Below are 17,315 nucleotides of genomic sequence, written 5' to 3'. Positions count from 1 at the left end.
GCTCACGCCAACCCGAATTTCTCCAGCGCCGCTTTCGCAATCGGCTCGCCCCATTCCTGGACGAAGTGGCCGGCGTTGGCGATTTCCAGCGGATCGGGGCAGCCCTTGATCATCTTCTGAAGCGCCTTCATGGCGGGCGGACCGAGCACCGGGTCTTGCATGCCGACGGCCATGAACGTCTCGCCCGTCCAGTCTTGCGACCAGAATTTGCGCGCGGCGAGGGAGGTTTCGACGCCCTCGGCTGACTCCGGAGTCAGCTCCTTGCCCTGTTCCTTCAGCATGACGAGTTCGGGAAAACGCCGCACGCCGCCCTTGTAGCTCGCATCAGGGAAGGGCGCGGCGTAGGCGGCGGCCTCCTCGTCGGTGAGGATCGGCGTTGCGCGTTTCATCAGCGCGGCGACGTCGAGATCGGGCTGGGAGCGGTTGAAGGCGCGCCACATGGCGAAGCCTTCGGGCGCTTCCTCTCCGGCGGGGAGCCCCGTGTTCATGACGATGGCGCGCGTATAACGCTGCGGCGCCGCCATGGGGAGCGTCAGGCCGAGAACCCCGCCCCAGTCCTGCACCACGAGACAGACGTCTTTGAGGTCCATCCGCTCCACAAAGGCGAGGAGGGCGTCGCGGTGAAAATGATATGTATACGTCTCATCGTCCGCCGGCTTGTCGGAGCGTCCGAAACCGAACATGTCGACGGCGACGGCGCGATGGCCCGCCGCGGCGAAGACGGGGATCATCTTGCGGAAGAGATAGGCCCAGCTCGGCTCGCCGTGGATGCAGAGAAATGTCGGCCCCTCGCGCTGGCCGTGATCGACGTAATGCATTCGGAGCCCCTCATAACCGGGGAGATCGTCGATATAGCGGGGCGTATAGGGCCAGTCCGGCAGGGCCTCGAAGCGTTCGTCGGGGGTTCGCAAGGCGTTGATTGTCATGAAATTATTCCCTCCGGTTGTTTTCTTCCGCGCCGGCGCGGCTATAGTCGCGCGCGAAAGAAGACACGTAAACCGCGAAGGGCAGTAACAATGACGGAACACACTTGCGATCTCGCCGTGATCGGATCGGGACCCGGGGGCTATGTGGCGGCGATCCGCGCCAGCCAGCTGGGGCTGAAGACCGTCATTGTGGAGCGCGACGCCCTGGGCGGGGTCTGCCTCAACTGGGGGTGCATTCCCACGAAGGCGCTCCTCAGGACCGCGGAAGTCTACACCACCATGCAGCATGCCGAGGAATACGGCCTCAAGGCCGAGAATATCGGCTTCAACCTGGAGGCGGTCGTCAAGCGCTCGCGCAATGTCTCGGCGCGCATGGAAAAGGGCGTCACCGGCCTGATGAAGAAAAACAAGATCGAGGTCATCAAGGGAACCGCGCGCCTCGAGAAGGGCGCTGCTGCGCCGCTCGTGAAGGTGAAAACCGAGAGCGGCGAGGACACGATCAAAGCCAAGCACGTCATCCTCGCCACCGGCGCGCGGGCGCGCACCATCCCCCAGGCCGGGCTCGAGCCCGACGGCAAGTTCATCTGGACCGCGAAAGAGGCGATGGTCCCCGACGTCATGCCGAAAAAGCTCCTCGTCATCGGCTCGGGCGCCATCGGCATTGAGTTCGCGAGTTTCTATAACGCGCTCGGGGCGGAGACGACGGTGGTGGAGATGGTCGACCGGATCCTGCCCGCCGAGGACGCGGAGATCTCGAAATTCGCCGAGAAGCGCTTCAAGAAGGCGGGCATGAATATCCTCACTTCCGCCAGCGTCGACAAGCTCGAAAAGGGCGCCGACAGCGTGAAGGCGACCGTGAAACTGAAAGACAGCAAGACCGAACAGATAGAGGCCGACCGCGTCATCCTCGCCATCGGGATTACGGGGAACACGGAGAATATCGGGCTCGAGGCGGTCGGCGCCAAGGTCGAGCGCGGCCATGTCACCGTCAATGAATGGCTGGAGACGGGCGTCAAAGGCCTCTACGCCATCGGCGATCTCGTGGGCCCGCCCTGGCTGGCGCACAAGGCGAGCCACGAAGGGGTCCTGTGCGTCGAGAAGATCGCCGGCGTCAAAGGCCTCCACCCCATGGATGTCTCAACCATTCCGGGCTGCACCTATTCAAACCCGCAGGTCGCGAGCGTCGGGATGACCGAGGCGCAAGCGAAAGAGGCGGGGCGCAAGGTCAAGATCGGGCGCTTTCCCTTTGTCGGCAACGGCAAGGCCATCGCGCTGGGAGAGCCCGAGGGCATGGTCAAGACCATCTTCGATGAGGCGACCGGCGAGCTCCTCGGCGCCCATATGATCGGGGCGGAAGTCACCGAACTGATCTCGGGGCTAGGCCTCGCGCGCTCCATGGAGGGCACCGAAGAAGACCTGATGCACGCCATCTTCCCGCACCCGACGCTTTCCGAGATAATGCACGAAGCGACGCTCGATGCGTATGGAAGGGTGATTCATGTTTGAAGGAGTTCCGTTAGCGAACTCCTAAGGAGGTTAAAATTTGAATCTCTACTAAGGAATTATTATAAAATAATTGTTTTACTAGTGATGATTCTTTTTGGGAGGCGTATATAGTGGTTGAAATCGACAAGATTCACGCCTTCTTGGTGACGCCGCGGGCAGGTGAAGAAGAATCAATTGCGCACCGCGAAGGAGCTGAAGTCACTCCAAAAGACGAAAGATTATATGACCTCCTGAAAGGCATCTTTATAGATTCTGATCGAGAATGTGACATAGAGATTATTTTCAATAAAGACGCAGATGGAACGCAAAACAATCCGTGCCGTGAATTGATAACAAACTACGTTGAGCTACCAAATTTACCACGTGCACGGAAAATTGCCACTAGATTGGAAAGCTACACAACGCGCAGATCAGGTCTTGGTTTGCTTTTTTTGATTTGTGGCAAAAACGGGCAGCGGCACAGGGTTGTTGTCTCACGCTTTCCGGCAGACACAGGTATTCTAGCAGAATATAAGAAAAACGCGCTCAGTATAGAATTTTTGGAGCGCGTGTTTATGAAGAATTCTCATAAATATAAGGCCGCGCTGTATGAGCACGCTTCATTGTCAGGTGGTTTTTGGAAAGGGCGCGCCGTTGATAAGCAGATTTATGGTCACGGCATTAGAATATCAGAATATTGGATAGAAGAATTTTTGGATTCTTCATTTCTAACAACTGCCGCAGCTGGAACTAAACGACTTGCTGCAGCTCTTAGAAAGGCTGCGCGCAGCTCCGATGACCTCGATGTTAAATCCGAAATAACTGCCGCTGTGACATTAGCCGGCAAATTAGCCGGTCAGAATATAAGTATTGAAGATTTTGGAAGCCAATCTGGCTTATCAGACAAAACTATAAAAGCTATTTTACGTGAAATCGATTATCCCGAATTGGCGCATGATCGATTCAAATTTGAGTTGAACGAATTCCGCGCACAAATCCCGTTTAGAAGTTTAGAATTAGATACAGGAGCATTGCTAACAGCCGATGCGGATGATTTTGATGAAGTATTTAAAACTGAAATTTTAGATAAGAAAAAGCGCAAGGTAAAAGTAACCGCTACTGGGTCGATAAAAGATGAAAAAGTCGGGAAGTCTAGAATCAGATGATGAGTTTACGCGAGCAATATGAAGACCGCTATGCTAATAATTTGGTGCCAGCTGCAAATGCGCTTGAGGCTGTTATAAATAATTATCTTAAACCTTTTGTACGTGTAGATCGTGTTAGTGCTCGCGCCAAATCAGTAGACAGATTTATTAAAAAATCTAACAAACTCGAAGGTAAGAAGAAAAAATATACTGACCCACTTAACCAAATTCAGGATCAAATCGGAGCACGCATTATTACTTATTACCTGAGTGATGTAAAACGAATAGAAGAAAAAATCCTGCCATACTTTCAACCAATTGAAGAAAAAGCGGTAGTGCCTGAATCAAATTGGGAATTTGGATATTTCGGCAAACATTTTATCATGGCTTTGCCAAACGAGATTATCTATTCGGCTTCTGATAGAGATAATTTGCCGGAATTTTTTGAGCTCCAAATAAAAACGTTATTTCAACACGCTTGGGCAGAAGCAGAGCATGATTTGGCCTATAAACCAGAATTGGGCGAATTAGATGGGGGAGAAATGAGAAAACTGGCTTTTACGGCAGCCCAAGCTTGGGGAGCTGACGAAATTTTCAACGAATTGTTTCTGAAAAAAGCAGCAGAAGGTGAAAAATGACCTTAGCTGCCATCACCCAATCCTCACCAAGCAAACCTCCGCAACCCCGTCTCCTTCCGTCAGCCCGATCTCTGAGGCGGCGGTCGGGGAGAGGTCGATGATCCGTCCCTTGATGAACGGCCCGCGGTCATTGACGCGCACCTCCACGGTTTCGCCCGTATCGCGCCGGCGCACTTCGAGCTCGGTGTCGAAGGGCAGCCTCTTATGGGCGGCGGTGTAACGGTCGGGGTCGTAGGTCTCGCCATTGGCGGTGAGGTTCCCCTCGAGCGTCGGGTGGTAATAGGAGGCGACGCCGCATTGGGGCTTGAGGCTCGGCGTCGTCGGCACGGCCATCTGCTCGCGGCCGCAGCCGGCCCCCAGGAGAAAGAGGGCGAAGGCGGCGGGAATCGCGGCGCGGGGGTACATAGGGCTAATATAGGGCGTTCGCGCCGGGGCGCCTAATCCCTTCACCTCCCCCTTGAGGGGAGGTCAAAAACGCGGGTGAACCGCGTTTTTGGGCGGGGGGAGGATCTCGCCGAAAATAGAGAAAGGCGCATTGGGGCTTACCCCCTCCCGAAATCGAAGATTTCGGCCTCCCCGCAAGGGGGAGGCAGTTTTTGCGCTTGTGCGCCTTCGCGCGGCGCTTATGCGAGCAAAGGATAGGCGGGCGCCGTTCATGATAGCACGGAAACAAAAGCCGTGGATAAGTCCGCACGGGTTTTCCGGCGGCTTTATAGTGCTGTCGGGCCGACCTTGCGTGGCGCATCCGCGCGTCACAAGGCTCGCGAGAACGATGCGAAGCCTTCTCCTGGCGACTCGCCACGGTTCAACCGTGGCGTCCAGCCTTAAGAGAAAGCGGATTGCAGCGCCATGGATGGACCCCACGCTTCCCGGATCGGGTCCGGGACAAGCAAAGCGTGGGGAGTCGAAGAAGGAGAGGTCGGACGGGCCGCGTGAAACATTTTTATGTAAAAGGCGCCAAATTCGTCTGAAAGCCAGCAAATGAGCCAAAGAAAAAGAAATAGCGATGCGATTGCGCAAAATTGTTTCACGGCCGGCGGGCCCGGCGGGCAAGACGAAAAAAAAGCCGCGCGAGCAATTACGCCTCACGCGGCTTTGACAAGTTTGCGGCCGGGCGGGGAGGGGCCGGCGCCCGGCCGGTGCGCCGTTGCGGCCCTGGGTGATGGGCCGCTCCGGCGTGATGAACGGACCTTAGCCCGGCCGGACCGGGCCGGATGTGATCCAGATCACAGAAAGGCGGTTTTTCCGGGGGTTTTAAAGACCGAACGGGTCCACGGCCTCGAGGCCGAAGGATTTCGCCCGGGTCCCGTAACCGCCGGTCAGCACCTCGTAATGGAGGTGCACGACCGGCGCGGCGCCGGACTTGCCGATGGGGCCGAGGGTCTGGCCCATTGTCACGGCCGCGCCCTTTTTCACGCCGGACGCAAAGCGCGCGAGATGGGCGTAGCGCGTGTAAACGCCGTTTCCATGGTCGATGACGACCATGTTGCCATAGTCGGACCGCGAGACCGCTTCGACGATGGTTCCGTCGCCCGCGGCGAGGACGTCGCCGCCCCGGTCGGAGAAATAGTCGACGCCCTTGTGCAGCTTGCCGTTCCTGTATCCGTAGCCGGAGGAAAGGCAGGCTTTGGTCGCCGGCATGAGGAGGAGGGTGACGCCTTTATAGGTCGTCGTTTCGTCAGCGGCGCCGATGCTCGATCCCGGCGCGCCCTGGCGCGGCTGGTTCGAGATGCGCATTTTGCAAAGGACGATGCCGTCGCCGGTTTGAACCGGGGCGGCAGAGGGTTGCGGTTCGGGCTCGGTTGCGGGTGGTTCGGCGGGCGCGGGTTCGTCCGTGTCCGGCGTTTCGCCTTCTTGCGTTTCGGGGGCTTCGCCCGGTTCTTCTTCGGACCGCTCTTTATAGTCTTTGATCATCTGTTCGACGGTGCCGACCACATAATCGCTTCCCTGCTGCGCGGCGGTCTTCGCGGCCTCGCCGCCCTTGCGCGCGGCTTCGCCGAGGATCGGCGTCAGGATCGCGCGGCCTTTGGCAAACACATTGTCGACGGCGCCGACGACGGCGGGCGGCGCGCCGTATTTCGATCCGCCATACCAGCCGGCGGCGAGAAAGATCGCCGGCACGATCAACATGACCAACAGCCGACGCAAAAGCCTCAGCAGAAATTTCATGAAACGCCCCTGAACCGCACGCCTATTGGCGCGCTTATTGATAACCCCAGGATACCCCCGGGCGTTACGTTATCACGCGAAACGCGGCGCGTCACCTTGCCGGCGGCGGTCCTCCGGGGGCTGATTTCCTGTTAAAATATCAGCCTGTTAGCGCCGCGGCCCGCGCAAGGTCCGGCCGGCCTTCACGGCGTCGCGGCCGAACTTTTCGCGGATCGCGTCGATCGCCTTTTCGGTGCGGGCGATCTTTTCGTTGCTTTCGCCGAAAAGGTCCGGCGCCGCCTGATTTTCACCGGCGAAAGAAAGGCCGGAAAAGCCGACGCCGATCAGGCGATAGGCTTTGCCGCCCGCCGCGTCATGCAACATCGGTTTCGCCGCCGCAAAGGCGACGCGCGCAAGATTGGCCGGCTGGTCGAGCGTCGTGCGCCGGGTGATGGTTTTAAAGTCCGCGCTTTTGAGTTTCAGCGTGACGGTGCGGCCCTCGAAGCCCGACGCTTTCATCCGCGCCGAGACTTTCTCGCACAGCTCCCAGAGAACATCTTCGAGCCATTTCGCGTCGCGGATGTCGGTGTTGAAGGTAGTCTCCGAAGACACGCTCTTGGTCTCGCGTTCCGGTTTGACGGCGCGGCTGTCTTCTCCTTGCGAAAGGCGGGCGAGGCGCAGGCCCATCTCGCCGTAACGCTTGGCGAGGCTCGCGGCGTCCGCCTTTTGAAGCTGCGCGATGGTTTTGACGCCGTCCTGTTCGAGCTTCGCCGCCATCGCCCTGCCGACGCCCCAGATCATGGTCACCGGCTGGCGCGCCAGAAACTCTTTTGTCTCGGCTTTCCCGATCACGGAAAACCCCCGCGGCTTGTCGAGGTCCGAGGCCATCTTGGCGAGAAACTTGTTATGCGACAGGCCGATGGAGGTGGTGACCCCGAGCGCCGCCTGGACCCGCGCCTGAAGCCGGGCGAGGGTCACGGCCGGCGGACCGCCATGGATCCGGGCGGTGCCGGTAAGGTCCATAAAGGCCTCGTCGATCGAAAGGGGCTCCACCATGGGGGTGAGGTCGAGCATCATTTTCCTGACCTCGCGGCCGACTTTCGCATATTTCTCCATATTCGGCTTGATGATCACCGCGTCGGGGCAGGCCTCGCGCGCCTTGAACATGGGCATGGCCGAGCGCACGCCGTAAGTCCTGGCCACATAGCAGGCGGTCGAAACGACCCCGCGCACGCCCCCGCCGATAATCACGGGCTTGTCCTCGAGGCTCGGATCGTCGCGTTTTTCGATGGCCGCGTAAAAGGCGTCGCAGTCGAGATGAGCGATAGAGAGGGAAAACAGCTCCGGATGGGTGATGATTCGCACCGATTCGCAGGCTTTGCAGCGCCGGACGGCCTCGTCGCCGCTCTCCCGAAAGGGGGCGAAGCAGTCCCGGCAGAAACCGGAATATCCGGAAAAATTTTCCATTTAACAAGTAGTTAACATGGCGTGACCGGACAAAACCACTGACGCGGCCATCAAGATAAACATTCGATTAAGACCTTTTGCGCAAAACTTTCCATCGGCGGGACCGATTCGACGGTTCCCCGCGCGTGACAAGATAAAAAGGCGTATTATGTCGGCCATGGAAAAGCTCGATTATTCAACCATGCCCAAGACGGTGCTGATCGTTGAGGACAACGAGCTGAACATGAAGCTGTTCCGCGATCTCCTGCAGATTCACGGTTATGAGACGCTGGAGGCCCGCACCGGGCCCGAAGCGCTGGATCAGCTTAAAGAGCATAAACCGGACCTCATTCTCATGGACATCCAGCTGCCGGAAGTCTCCGGACTTGAGGTGACCCGCGAGATCAAGGCCAATTCCGAACTGGCCGATATCCCCGTGATCGCCGTGACCGCCTTCGCCATGAAGGGGGACGAGGAGCGCATTCGCCAGGGAGGGTGCGAAGATTATATCGCAAAACCTATCTCCGTCGCGACGTTTCTTGAGAAAGTGAAAAGATATTTGGACTAGGCTTTCAGGGACTTAACAAAACCCTAATAGCCATGGGGGCTCCATGACGGCGCGCGTACTGGTCGTCGACGATCTCGAACCGAACGTCAAACTGCTCGAAGCAAAGCTGAGAGCGGAGTATTTTGACGTGCTCGGCGCTTATTCCGGCCAGGAGGCTTTGGATATCGCGTCTCAAGAAAAGCCGGACATCATCCTGCTCGACGTTATGATGCCGGGCATGGACGGCTTTGAAACCTGCCGGAAACTCAAAGCCAATCCGGAGACCATGCATATTCCGGTGGTGATGGTCACGGCGCTCGACCAGCAGGCCGATCGGATTGTCGGTCTTGAAGCCGGCGCCGACGATTTCCTGACCAAGCCTGTTGAAGATCTTGCGCTGTTCGCCCGCGTGCGCTCGCTGACTCGTCTTAAAATGATGACCGACGAGCTGCGTGCGCGTTACGCCACCGGCAAGGATCTCGGGATTGTCGGCAATATCGATCCAGACGCAGGCGCCGACGAGGCGCGAATTTTTCTGATTGACGACAATGATGAGCAGGCTGCGCGCATGATCAGCACCCTTGGCGTCGAAGCTCATCATGTGACCCACGAGAGCGATCCGGAAGTGGCGCTCAACCGCGCCCGCGAGGGGGATTTCGACCTCATCCTCGTCAATATGTCTATTGAGGCGATGGATCCTCTGCGCCTTTGTTCCTCGATCCGGTCTTTCGAAGAAACACGTTTGACGCCGATTCTGGCCATTGTGCGCCATGGCGATACCCGCAAGCTCGTGCGCGCCCTCGATATCGGCGTCAACGATTATGTGACACGGCCGGTGGACAAGAACGAACTCACCGCCCGGGTGACGACCCAGTTGCGCCGCAAGCGCTATGTGGACCAATTGCGCTCATCCTTCCAGGTCAGTCTGGAAATGGCGGTCACCGACCAGCTCACCGGGCTTTACAACCGCCGCTATCTGGCGAGTCATCTCTCCGCCATGTTTGACCGCGCCTATTGGACAGGCCGGCCGCTTTCAGTGATGATCCTCGATATCGATCACTTCAAGGAAGTGAATGACAGTCATGGTCACGACGTAGGCGATCGCGTTCTGAAAGAGTTCGCCGAACGCATTTCCAATTCGATCCGGGGCATCGATCTCGCCTGCCGATATGGCGGCGAAGAATTTCTGATCGCCATGCCGGATACGGATTTGAGTTTTGCTTCCGTGGTCGCCGAACGCCTTCGCCAGGAAATCGCCTCCCAGAAGTTTCATCTGAATGCGGGACGGGACGAACTGACCGTGACCGTCAGCATCGGGCTTGCCTCGACGGAGAACGGCCCCGAGGACGACAGCGCCCAGAAGCTCATCAAGCGCGCCGATGAGGCGCTTTACACGGCCAAGACCGGCGGCCGAAATCGCGTCATCCAAAGCGCCGCCTGACATTTTCAGGCGCGATCAGCGCAACAAAAAAGCCGCCCTCAAGGGCGGCTTTCTCATGCCGGAAGCGGCTAGATCTTATTTAATCTTGCCTTCCTTGAATTCCACATGCTTGCGCGCAACGGGATCGTATTTCTTCATGACGAGTTTTTCCGTCATCGTACGGGTGTTCTTCTTCGTCACGTAAAAATAGCCCGTGCCGGCGGTGGAATTGAGCCGGATTTTGACGGTGGTTGGCTTGGCCATGGGTCGCTCCTCGGGACCTTTATTCGCGCAAAATGAGCGCGGAACATACTCACGCGCCGTCAGGTGTCAAGCCATGCGGCGGGGATTAAATGCCCGTGACGTCAGACATCTGCATCCGGATCGGCGTCCAGCCCGGCAAAGCCGTGCATGCGGTTCGCCCATTGCAGTCCGACCATGGCGCCTTTTGACGCCGGAAGGAGAATCCAGGCGGCCAGGACCATGGTGGGCAGCCAGATGGCGAATTGCAGCGTCAATGGCGGGTCGAAAACTTGCTTAACGGCGAGCGCCAGCGGGATCATGACGTGCCCGACAATGATAATAGTGAGATAGGGCGGGGCGTCGTCGGCGCGATGGCCGGAGAGCTCGAGACCGCAGGACGGGCATGTTTCGTTGGTTTTAACGTAACTTTTGAAAAGCCGGCCGCGCCCGCATTGGGGGCAACGATGGCCGATCCCGCGCGTCATGGCCTGGAGCCAGGAACGCCGGCCCATATCTGCGCCAAAGGTTTGAACTGAATCACTCATAAGCATCTATCTGGGGGCGGAAATGCTCAAAAGCAACGCGCCCAAACAGCGCGGACGATCAATTTCCGAAGACCCGCTTGAAAATTACGTCCACATTTTTGGTGTGATAGGAAAGATCGAAAAGGCTTTCGAGCTCGGCGCCGGAAAGATGCGCCGCCACGTCCTTGTCGGCCTTGAGATTGTCCAGAAACAGGCCTTCGCCGCGCCAGGCCGGCATGGCGTTGCGCTGAACGAGGCTATAGGCCTCTTCGCGCGAAGCCCCGGCCTGGGTCAGCGCCAGCAGAACGCGCTGGGAGAAAATCAGGCCGTTCAAGCTGTTCATGTTGTCCAGCATGCGCTCGGGATAGACGACGAGATTTTCGACGACCCCAGCGAGACGGTTGAGGGCGAAATCGAGATGCACGGTGGCGTCCGGTCCGATGCCGCGCTCGACCGAAGAATGAGAGATGTCGCGCTCGTGCCAGAGCGCGACATTTTCCAGCGCCGGCGTCGCACACATGCGCACGAGCCGGGCAAGGCCGGTAAGGTTTTCCGTCAGGACCGGATTGCGCTTGTGCGGCATGGCGGACGAGCCCTTCTGGCCCTTGGAGAAGAACTCTTCGGCCTCGAGGACTTCGGTGCGCTGAAGATGGCGGATTTCCGTCGCCAGCCGTTCGATGGAAGAGGCGATGACGGCAAGGGCGGTGAAATAGGCGGCGTGACGGTCTCGGGCGATCACCTGTGTGGAGACCGGCTCGACCTTAAGGCCCATTTTCACCGCCACATGTTCTTCAACCGACGGATCGATATTGGCGAAAGTGCCGACGGCGCCGGAAATCGCGCAGACGGCGATTTCTTCACGCGCCGCCTCAAGCCGCTGTCGGCCGCGCTCAAATTCCGCATAAAAGCCGGCGAGTTTGACGCCGAAGGTCGTCGGCTCGGCGTGAATGCCGTGACTGCGCCCGACGCAAACGTCGTTCTTGTGCTCCAGCGCGCGTTTCTTAAGCGCAGACAGCACGCGGTCCATGTCGGCGAACAACAGATCAGCGGCGCGGGTCAATTGCACGGAAAGGCAGGTGTCAAGAACGTCCGATGAGGTCATGCCCTGGTGAACGAAACGAGCATCCTCTCCGACGAATTCGGCGAGATGGGTGAGAAAAGCGATGACGTCGTGTTTGACCTCGCGTTCGATTTCATCGATGCGCCCGACGTCAAACTCCGCCGCGCCGCCTTTTTCCCAGATGGTTTTCGCCGCTGAAGCAGGAATGACGCCGAGCTCCGCCAAGCGGTCTGCGGCGTGCGCTTCGATCTCGAACCAGATCCGGTATTTTGCAGCGTCCGACCAGATGGCCGCCATTTCCGGACGGGTATAGCGCGGGATCATTCGTCAACTCCTGTCAGGCGCGCCGGCGCCTGCGTCATCGTCAAGGTCAAGCGTGCCAAGGGGCGCGTCGCCGGTTTCCGACGGGGCCGGCGGGCGGTTTCTCTGGCCCCAAATCCACCAGCCCGCGCCCAGCCCCACGCCGAACGCAGCGAGGAGCAGCGCCCACATATGCACTGCAAGCCAAAGCATCTGAGGCCTTTATTGCGCTGTTCGCCTAGCGCTGGTCAATCGAAACGTAGTCGCGTTTCGGCGCGCCGGTATAAATCTGGCGCGGACGGCCGATTTTCTGATTTGGATCCTCGATCATTTCCCGCCATTGGGCGATCCATCCGACGGTTCTCGCAAGCGCGAAAAGCACAGTGAACATATCCGTCGGGAAGCCCAGCGCGCGCAGGGTGATGCCAGAATAGAAGTCGATATTCGGATAGAGCTTTTTCTCGACAAAGTATTCGTCCTCAAGCGCAATGCGCTCCAGCTCCATCGCCACTTTGAGGAGCGGCTCGTCTTTGACGCCAAGCGCGTCGAGCACTTCGTGACAGGCTTTGCGCATTACTTTGGCGCGCGGATCATAGTTCTTGTAGACGCGGTGACCAAAGCCCATCAGGCGGAACGGATCATCCTTATCTTTGGCTCGTTTGATATATTCGGGGATATTTTCAACCGACTCGATCTCTTCGAGCATGTTGAGCGCCGCTTCGTTGGCGCCGCCATGCGCCGGGCCCCAGAGCGAGGCGATGCCGGCGGCGATGCAGGCGAAAGGATTGGCGCCTGAAGAACCCGCCAAGCGCACCGTCGAAGTCGACGCGTTCTGCTCATGGTCCATGTGCAGGATGAAGATCTTGTCGAGCGCGTCGCACAGGACCGGATTGAGTTCAAATTCCTCTGCAGGCACGGCAAAGCACATGCGCATGAAGTTCGATGTAAAATCGAGATCGTTGCGCGGGAACACAAAAGGCTGCCCGATTGAGTATTTGTAGGCCATCGCCGCAATGGTCGGCATTTTTGCGATCATGCGATGGATCGCGACGCGGCGTTGGTAAGGATCGTTAATGTCGGTGGAGTCGTGATAAAACGCCGACAGCGCGCCGACGACGCCGACCATGATCGCCATTGGGTGCGCATCGCGGGGAAACCGCTGAAGAAATTCTTGAGCTGTTCATGCACCATCGTATGGCGCGTGATGGATGTGTCGAACCGGTCGCGTTCGGCCTTGCTGGGGAGTTCTCCGTTCAGCAGGAGATAGGCGACCTCAAGAAAGTCGGAACTCTCTGCAAGCTGGTCGATCGGATAACCGCGATAAAGCAAGACCCCTTCATCGCCGTCGATAAAGGTGATTTTCGATTCGCAGCTTGCGGTCGAGGTGTAGCCGGGATCGAAAGTAAAAGAGCCGGTCTGCTTATAGAGAGCCCGGATGTCGACTACGTCTGGTCCATGAGTCGCCTTGAAAACGGGGAGTTCAGCGGTCTTTCCGCCAATCGTGAAGTTTGCGATATCCGCTTGTTTTAATTCGCTTTTCATGGATTGCACCCTTATGTTATGCGACGCATCACCCGCATGTTGCGGCGCACACTAGCCAGTTTAAGTCGGGGTTTCCAGTCCTGAGTCAGGCGGCCTGATCGGCCAGCCGCGCGCAGGCCTCTTCGCGGCCAAGCCCATAGAGCACCTCGCCCAACCCCGGCGAAGGCCGTCCTGCCGTAAGCGCCGCCCGCGCCGGAGGGCCGACAACGCCGAAACCCACATTTTTCGCCGCCGCAAAGGCCTGCAGCTTGTCGTCGAGTTGAGCGGCGGAGGCCCAGACCGCCTCATCTTCGAGCGCCTCGATAAGGTCACGCAGGATCTCGCGCGCGCCGTCTTTCTTGAGCGGCTTTGCGGGCTTGCCCTCAATGGTTAACGGACGCGCTAGGAACAGATAGGCCGACACATCCGTCGCATCGGCGAGCGTTGCGCAGCGTGTTTTCAGGAAGGCGGCGGACCGTTCGAGGCGGGCCATATTCTCTGTATTCAAATTAACGCCGACGGCCTCGATGAAAGGCGCTGCGCGGCGGATAAACTCATCATCGCTTAACGCCGCCAAATAATGGGCGTTCACATGGTTGAGCTTGTCGAGATCGAGCCGCGCCGGCGCCTTGTTGAGGCCATTGAGATCGAAAATCTCCTTGGCGCGCTCATAAGGAATGATTTCTTCGTCGCCATGAGCCCAGCCGAGGCGGAGAAGATAGTTGAACAGCCCTTCCGGCAAATATCCCTGATCGCGATAGGCCTCGACGCCGAGCGCGCCGTGCCGTTTCGAAAGCTTCGCGCCGTCCTGGCCGTGAATAAGCGGCACATGAGCGAAGACCGGAACCGGCCAGCCAAGAGCCTGATAGATCTGGCTCTGGCGCGCCGCGTTATTGAGATGGTCATCGCCGCGAATGACATGAGTCACGCCCATATCGTGATCGTCCACGACGACGGCGAGATTATAAGTCGGTCCGCCATCAGACCGCAGAATAATAAGATCGTCCAGCGCGGCGTTGGGAAAAGCGACGCGGCCCTGAACTGCATCGTCAACAACGGTTTCGCCATCGCGCGGCGCCTTGAACCGTAGGGCGTAAGGCGCATCCGGCGCGGACGTCGAATCGGCCTCGCGCCACGGGCTTTCAAAGCGCACGCCTTCGGCCTTCGCCTTGTCGCGCGCGGCGGCAAGCTCGTCTGAGCCGAGATAACAGCGATAGGCCTTGCCTTGAGCCAGCAATTGCTCGGCGATTTCTCTGTGGCGTGTCTGCTGCGCATATTGAGAAACCGGATCGCCGTCCCAGTCGAGGCCGAGCCATTTCAATCCGTCCAGGATCGCCTCGACCGCCGCTTCATTGTGGCGGGCGCGGTCCGTGTCTTCGATGCGCAGGAGAAACTTGCCGCCGCGCCCGCGCGCGTAAAGCCAGTTAAATAGCGCCGTGCGCGCCCCGCCAATATGCAAATAGCCCGTAGGCGAGGGGGCGAAACGGGTGACGACAGGCTGCTGATTATCGGCCATAATTCTAAAGACCGGCTCCTTTGTTGCGTGCGTATTCCGGCGAGCCGCGAGATAGCATGCAGGACCGCTGGCGCCTATGCCCGGCGGGAGAGGTTCAAAGGGCGGACGAATGGTCGCCGAGTTTGTCAAAACCGGCCTGAAGGAGGAGGGCTTCGCCAAAGCCCCGTCCCTGGCGCGGCTTTTGTTTCTTGCCGAAAAAAGCGTTCGGCGCTGGGCGGCGGCGGATTTCGCGCGCCTTTCCTTATGGACGCCTGTGGCGATCGGGCTCGGCGCCGGGCTTTATTTCGGCCTCAAGGCGGAGCCGCATTGGGGTTGGGGCGCGGGCGCATTCGCGCTGCTTGCCTGTCTCTTCCTTCTGCAGTCAGGACCGTTTCGAAAGGCGACAGCGGCGCTGATGTTCGTTTCGCTCGGTTTCGTTGCGGCGGATTTGCGGACGGCGCGCGTGGATGCGCCTCAACTGACCCGGGATCTCGGCATTGTCGAAACTACAGGGCGCATCATCTCCGTAGAGGAAAGCGCGCGCCAGCGCCGTTATGTGCTTGCGGTGGAGGCGATAGAGGACGTTGCGCCGGAAGCGCTTCCGGCCCGGGCGCGCGTCACCTGGCGCGGCGAAGGGTTCGACGCCCGGCCCGGCGACCGCGTCACGGTGCTGGCGGGTCTCTCACCGCCGCCGCCGCCGGTCGCGCCCGGCGCCTTCGACTTCGCGCGCCAGCTTTATTTCAAGCGCATCGGCGCCGTAGGGTTCGCCGTCACCGCGCCGGAGATCGACAGGGCGGCGGGGAAATCCTTTTCCCAAAAGCTGGCGGCGCGTGTGGAGACGATGCGGCTCTCGCTCGCCGAACGTATTGTCGGCTCGGCGCAGGGGCAAGGCGGGGCCATTCTCGCCGCCATCGTCACCGGCAAGCGGGGCTTCATTTCCGAGACCAGCGAAGCAGCGCTGCGTGATGCGGGCCTTGCGCATCTGTTGGCGATTTCAGGGCTTCATATGGGGCTCGCGACGGGCCTTGTCTTTTTCATTGTCCGCTTCTCTAATCGGCGGGTCCAGTCAAGCTCCAAATTTAGTTTTCCGCGGTTTCGTATTCACTTGGGTCACGCTTCTCTCCGCAGTCTGTTCGCTTCGTAAGATGAAAAGCGGCTGCATGCATGTGCCGGATTGGTTTGTGGAGAGCCTCGCTTTGAGTCGCGCTTATTATAAGGCGCAGCAGACATAATCGGCTTCATCCACCAACCTCGTCCAAGTGAGGACGATCCCGATGGAACGGGGTGAGGTTTTAGATCATGCAGTTACCTCCGTAGCGTTCCATCGGAAGTCTGTCCCGGCAACCCACATGCGATGCAGGATGACCGCGAGTTTGCGGGCAAGCGCGACGGTTGCTCTACGTCGACCTTTGCTACGCATCAATTTCATAGCCCATGACTTGAGCCTCGATGGATTGCGTGACCGTGTCAGCAGTGAGTTTGCCGCCGAATAAAGATTAGCTCGAACGCCTTCATCTCCCGCGCGGGATATTCGGCCATGATTGTCCATCTCGCCGGATTGAAAGCGTCTTGGCGTAAGCCCGAAGTGTGCGCCAACATTGCGGGAGGATTTAAACCGCGTCGGGTCATCGATAGCCGCCTTAAAGCTCAGCGCCGTAATTTCGCCAACGCCCGGCGCCGTCATGAGACGGGTGCAAACGGGGTCTTTTCGTGCGTACGTCTTTACTCGTCGATCCAGTTCCACAAAGATGACCAGCAATGTTTCATGAGCATCAAGCACCGGCAACAACGCATGTGACAAGCCTTCGTCAGCTTCGATGATGGGCCGCACCTGCTTGGCGAAGTTGTACCGCTTTATCGCCTTCGGCAATCGAATGCCGAAGGCCTTGAACAGACCACGGATTTCGTTTTCCAGATCCAGGCATTTGCGAAGGATTGTTTTTCTGCTGGTGAGAAGCGCTCGTTCACAATGGCTGGAACGGCTTTTCATGTGAACCGGATTGTACCAGCCGGACCGGACGACTTGCGCAATGCCGCGCGCATCATTTTTGTCAGTCTTGTTACGCATGGCGGACAGAGCGGCGCTCACCTGGCGCGCCTCCATGCAAACAACTTCAAAACCCTCAGCGACCAGCCCGTGGAATAGATGCTGGCTCATTGTGCCGGCTTCAAAACCAATCATTTCGACGGGCTTGCCAAAATCACGAATGCAATCAGCGACGTCTTTAATTTCGCATGGCAACGCTCGTTCGAGAGCAATCTTGCCGTCGGCGTCAATGACGCAAAGCGCCAGTGAACGCAGCGCAACATCCAATCCAACGTAGTATTTCATCTTCATCTCCCATCTTGCAGGTCAAAAACTGACCTTGCCACAGGAGCCTGACCGCTGGGCGCCAAGCCCGATTACTCATGCTTTG

Annotated in this window: 16 protein-coding genes and 1 pseudogene; 6 read left to right on the top strand and 11 right to left on the bottom strand. The window is 58.6% G+C overall.

The window, feature by feature from the left end; all coding sequences use genetic code 11:
• Positions 1–2: 2 nt before the first annotated feature.
• Positions 3–926, bottom strand: a complete 924-nt coding sequence (locus tag CW354_RS14360) for a haloalkane dehalogenase (protein WP_104830796.1) — start codon at positions 924–926, stop codon at positions 3–5.
• Between the two features lie 90 nt (positions 927–1,016).
• On the opposite strand from CW354_RS14360, the gene lpdA reads away from it, so the two are divergent.
• The 3 genes from lpdA to CW354_RS14350 all read left to right on the top strand — a co-directional run bounded on the left by lpdA (position 1,017) and on the right by CW354_RS14350 (position 4,194).
• Positions 1,017–2,432 carry a dihydrolipoyl dehydrogenase gene (gene lpdA, locus CW354_RS14355; RefSeq protein WP_104830795.1) on the top strand — a complete coding sequence of 472 codons (1,416 nt, stop codon included), beginning with the start codon at positions 1,017–1,019 and terminating at the stop codon, positions 2,430–2,432.
• Positions 2,433–2,542: 110 nt separating this feature from the next.
• Entirely contained in the window at positions 2,543–3,577 is a 1,035-nt protein-coding gene (locus CW354_RS23125) for a hypothetical protein (protein ID WP_133162323.1), read from the top strand.
• The gene (locus CW354_RS14350; RefSeq protein WP_104830794.1) at positions 3,574–4,194 is read left to right on the top strand and encodes a GTP pyrophosphokinase; all 621 of its coding nucleotides are present in this window, start codon (positions 3,574–3,576) and stop codon (positions 4,192–4,194) included. Before CW354_RS23125 ends, CW354_RS14350 begins: the two co-directional genes overlap by 4 nt.
• A 12-nt stretch (positions 4,195–4,206) precedes the next feature.
• On the opposite strand, the gene CW354_RS14345 is transcribed toward CW354_RS14350, so the two are convergent.
• The 3 genes from CW354_RS14345 to CW354_RS14335 all read right to left on the bottom strand — a co-directional run bounded on the left by CW354_RS14345 (position 4,207) and on the right by CW354_RS14335 (position 7,809).
• Positions 4,207–4,599, bottom strand: a complete 393-nt coding sequence (locus CW354_RS14345; RefSeq protein WP_104830793.1) for a septal ring lytic transglycosylase RlpA family protein — start codon at positions 4,597–4,599, stop codon at positions 4,207–4,209.
• A gap of 849 nt (positions 4,600–5,448) precedes the next feature.
• Positions 5,449–6,363 carry a peptidoglycan DD-metalloendopeptidase family protein gene (locus tag CW354_RS14340; RefSeq protein WP_104830792.1) on the bottom strand — a complete coding sequence of 305 codons (915 nt, stop codon included), beginning with the start codon at positions 6,361–6,363 and terminating at the stop codon, positions 5,449–5,451.
• A gap of 147 nt (positions 6,364–6,510) precedes the next feature.
• A complete protein-coding gene (locus tag CW354_RS14335) occupies positions 6,511–7,809 on the bottom strand; it encodes a DNA polymerase IV (RefSeq protein ID WP_104830791.1) in 1,299 nt (432 codons plus the stop codon).
• A gap of 181 nt (positions 7,810–7,990) precedes the next feature.
• Here CW354_RS14335 and CW354_RS14330 point away from each other — a divergent pair, with 181 nt between their 5' ends.
• On the top strand, positions 7,991–8,356 hold the full coding sequence (locus tag CW354_RS14330; RefSeq protein WP_104831073.1) for a response regulator: 366 nt from the start codon (positions 7,991–7,993) through the stop codon (positions 8,354–8,356).
• A gap of 43 nt (positions 8,357–8,399) precedes the next feature.
• Positions 8,400–9,776 carry a PleD family two-component system response regulator gene (locus CW354_RS14325; protein WP_104830790.1) on the top strand — a complete coding sequence of 459 codons (1,377 nt, stop codon included), beginning with the start codon at positions 8,400–8,402 and terminating at the stop codon, positions 9,774–9,776.
• A 75-nt stretch (positions 9,777–9,851) separates the two neighbouring features.
• Here the strand turns inward: CW354_RS14325 and rpmG are convergent, their stop codons facing one another.
• The 6 genes and pseudogenes from rpmG to gltX form a co-directional block, all read right to left on the bottom strand.
• Complete coding sequence (gene rpmG / locus CW354_RS14320; protein WP_104830789.1) at positions 9,852–10,019, bottom strand: 50S ribosomal protein L33; 168 nt, start codon at positions 10,017–10,019, stop codon at positions 9,852–9,854.
• A 101-nt stretch (positions 10,020–10,120) separates the two neighbouring features.
• Positions 10,121–10,543, bottom strand: coding sequence for a DUF983 domain-containing protein (locus CW354_RS14315; protein ID WP_207764821.1), 423 nt, complete (start codon positions 10,541–10,543; stop codon positions 10,121–10,123).
• Between the two features lie 58 nt (positions 10,544–10,601).
• Positions 10,602–11,906: an adenylosuccinate lyase gene (purB, locus tag CW354_RS14310; RefSeq protein ID WP_104830787.1), complete on the bottom strand. Its 1,305-nt coding sequence runs from the start codon at positions 11,904–11,906 to the stop codon at positions 10,602–10,604.
• 3 nt (positions 11,907–11,909) lie between these two features.
• On the bottom strand, positions 11,910–12,095 hold the full coding sequence (locus CW354_RS23120) for a hypothetical protein (protein ID WP_133162322.1): 186 nt from the start codon (positions 12,093–12,095) through the stop codon (positions 11,910–11,912).
• Between the two features lie 25 nt (positions 12,096–12,120).
• Positions 12,121–13,424, bottom strand: a pseudogene (gltA, locus tag CW354_RS14305) (citrate synthase).
• An 85-nt stretch (positions 13,425–13,509) separates the two neighbouring features.
• The gene (gltX, locus tag CW354_RS14300) at positions 13,510–14,919 is read right to left on the bottom strand and encodes a glutamate--tRNA ligase (RefSeq protein ID WP_104830786.1); all 1,410 of its coding nucleotides are present in this window, start codon (positions 14,917–14,919) and stop codon (positions 13,510–13,512) included.
• 109 nt (positions 14,920–15,028) lie between these two features.
• Between gltX and CW354_RS14295 the strand changes: the two genes are divergently transcribed.
• Positions 15,029–16,042, top strand: coding sequence for a ComEC/Rec2 family competence protein (locus CW354_RS14295; protein ID WP_165793731.1), 1,014 nt, complete (start codon positions 15,029–15,031; stop codon positions 16,040–16,042).
• 153 nt (positions 16,043–16,195) lie between these two features.
• On the opposite strand, the gene CW354_RS14290 is transcribed toward CW354_RS14295, so the two are convergent.
• Positions 16,196–17,230, bottom strand: coding sequence for an IS110 family RNA-guided transposase (locus CW354_RS14290; RefSeq protein ID WP_104828498.1), 1,035 nt, complete (start codon positions 17,228–17,230; stop codon positions 16,196–16,198).
• Positions 17,231–17,315: the final 85 nt, after the last annotated feature.

This window comes from Hyphococcus luteus, from assembly GCF_002943565.1.
Taxonomy (GTDB): Bacteria; Pseudomonadota; Alphaproteobacteria; order Caulobacterales; family Parvularculaceae; genus Hyphococcus; species Hyphococcus luteus.
The sequence above is the reverse complement of the archived record's forward strand: the minus strand, read 5'-3'. Positions and strand labels throughout refer to the sequence as shown.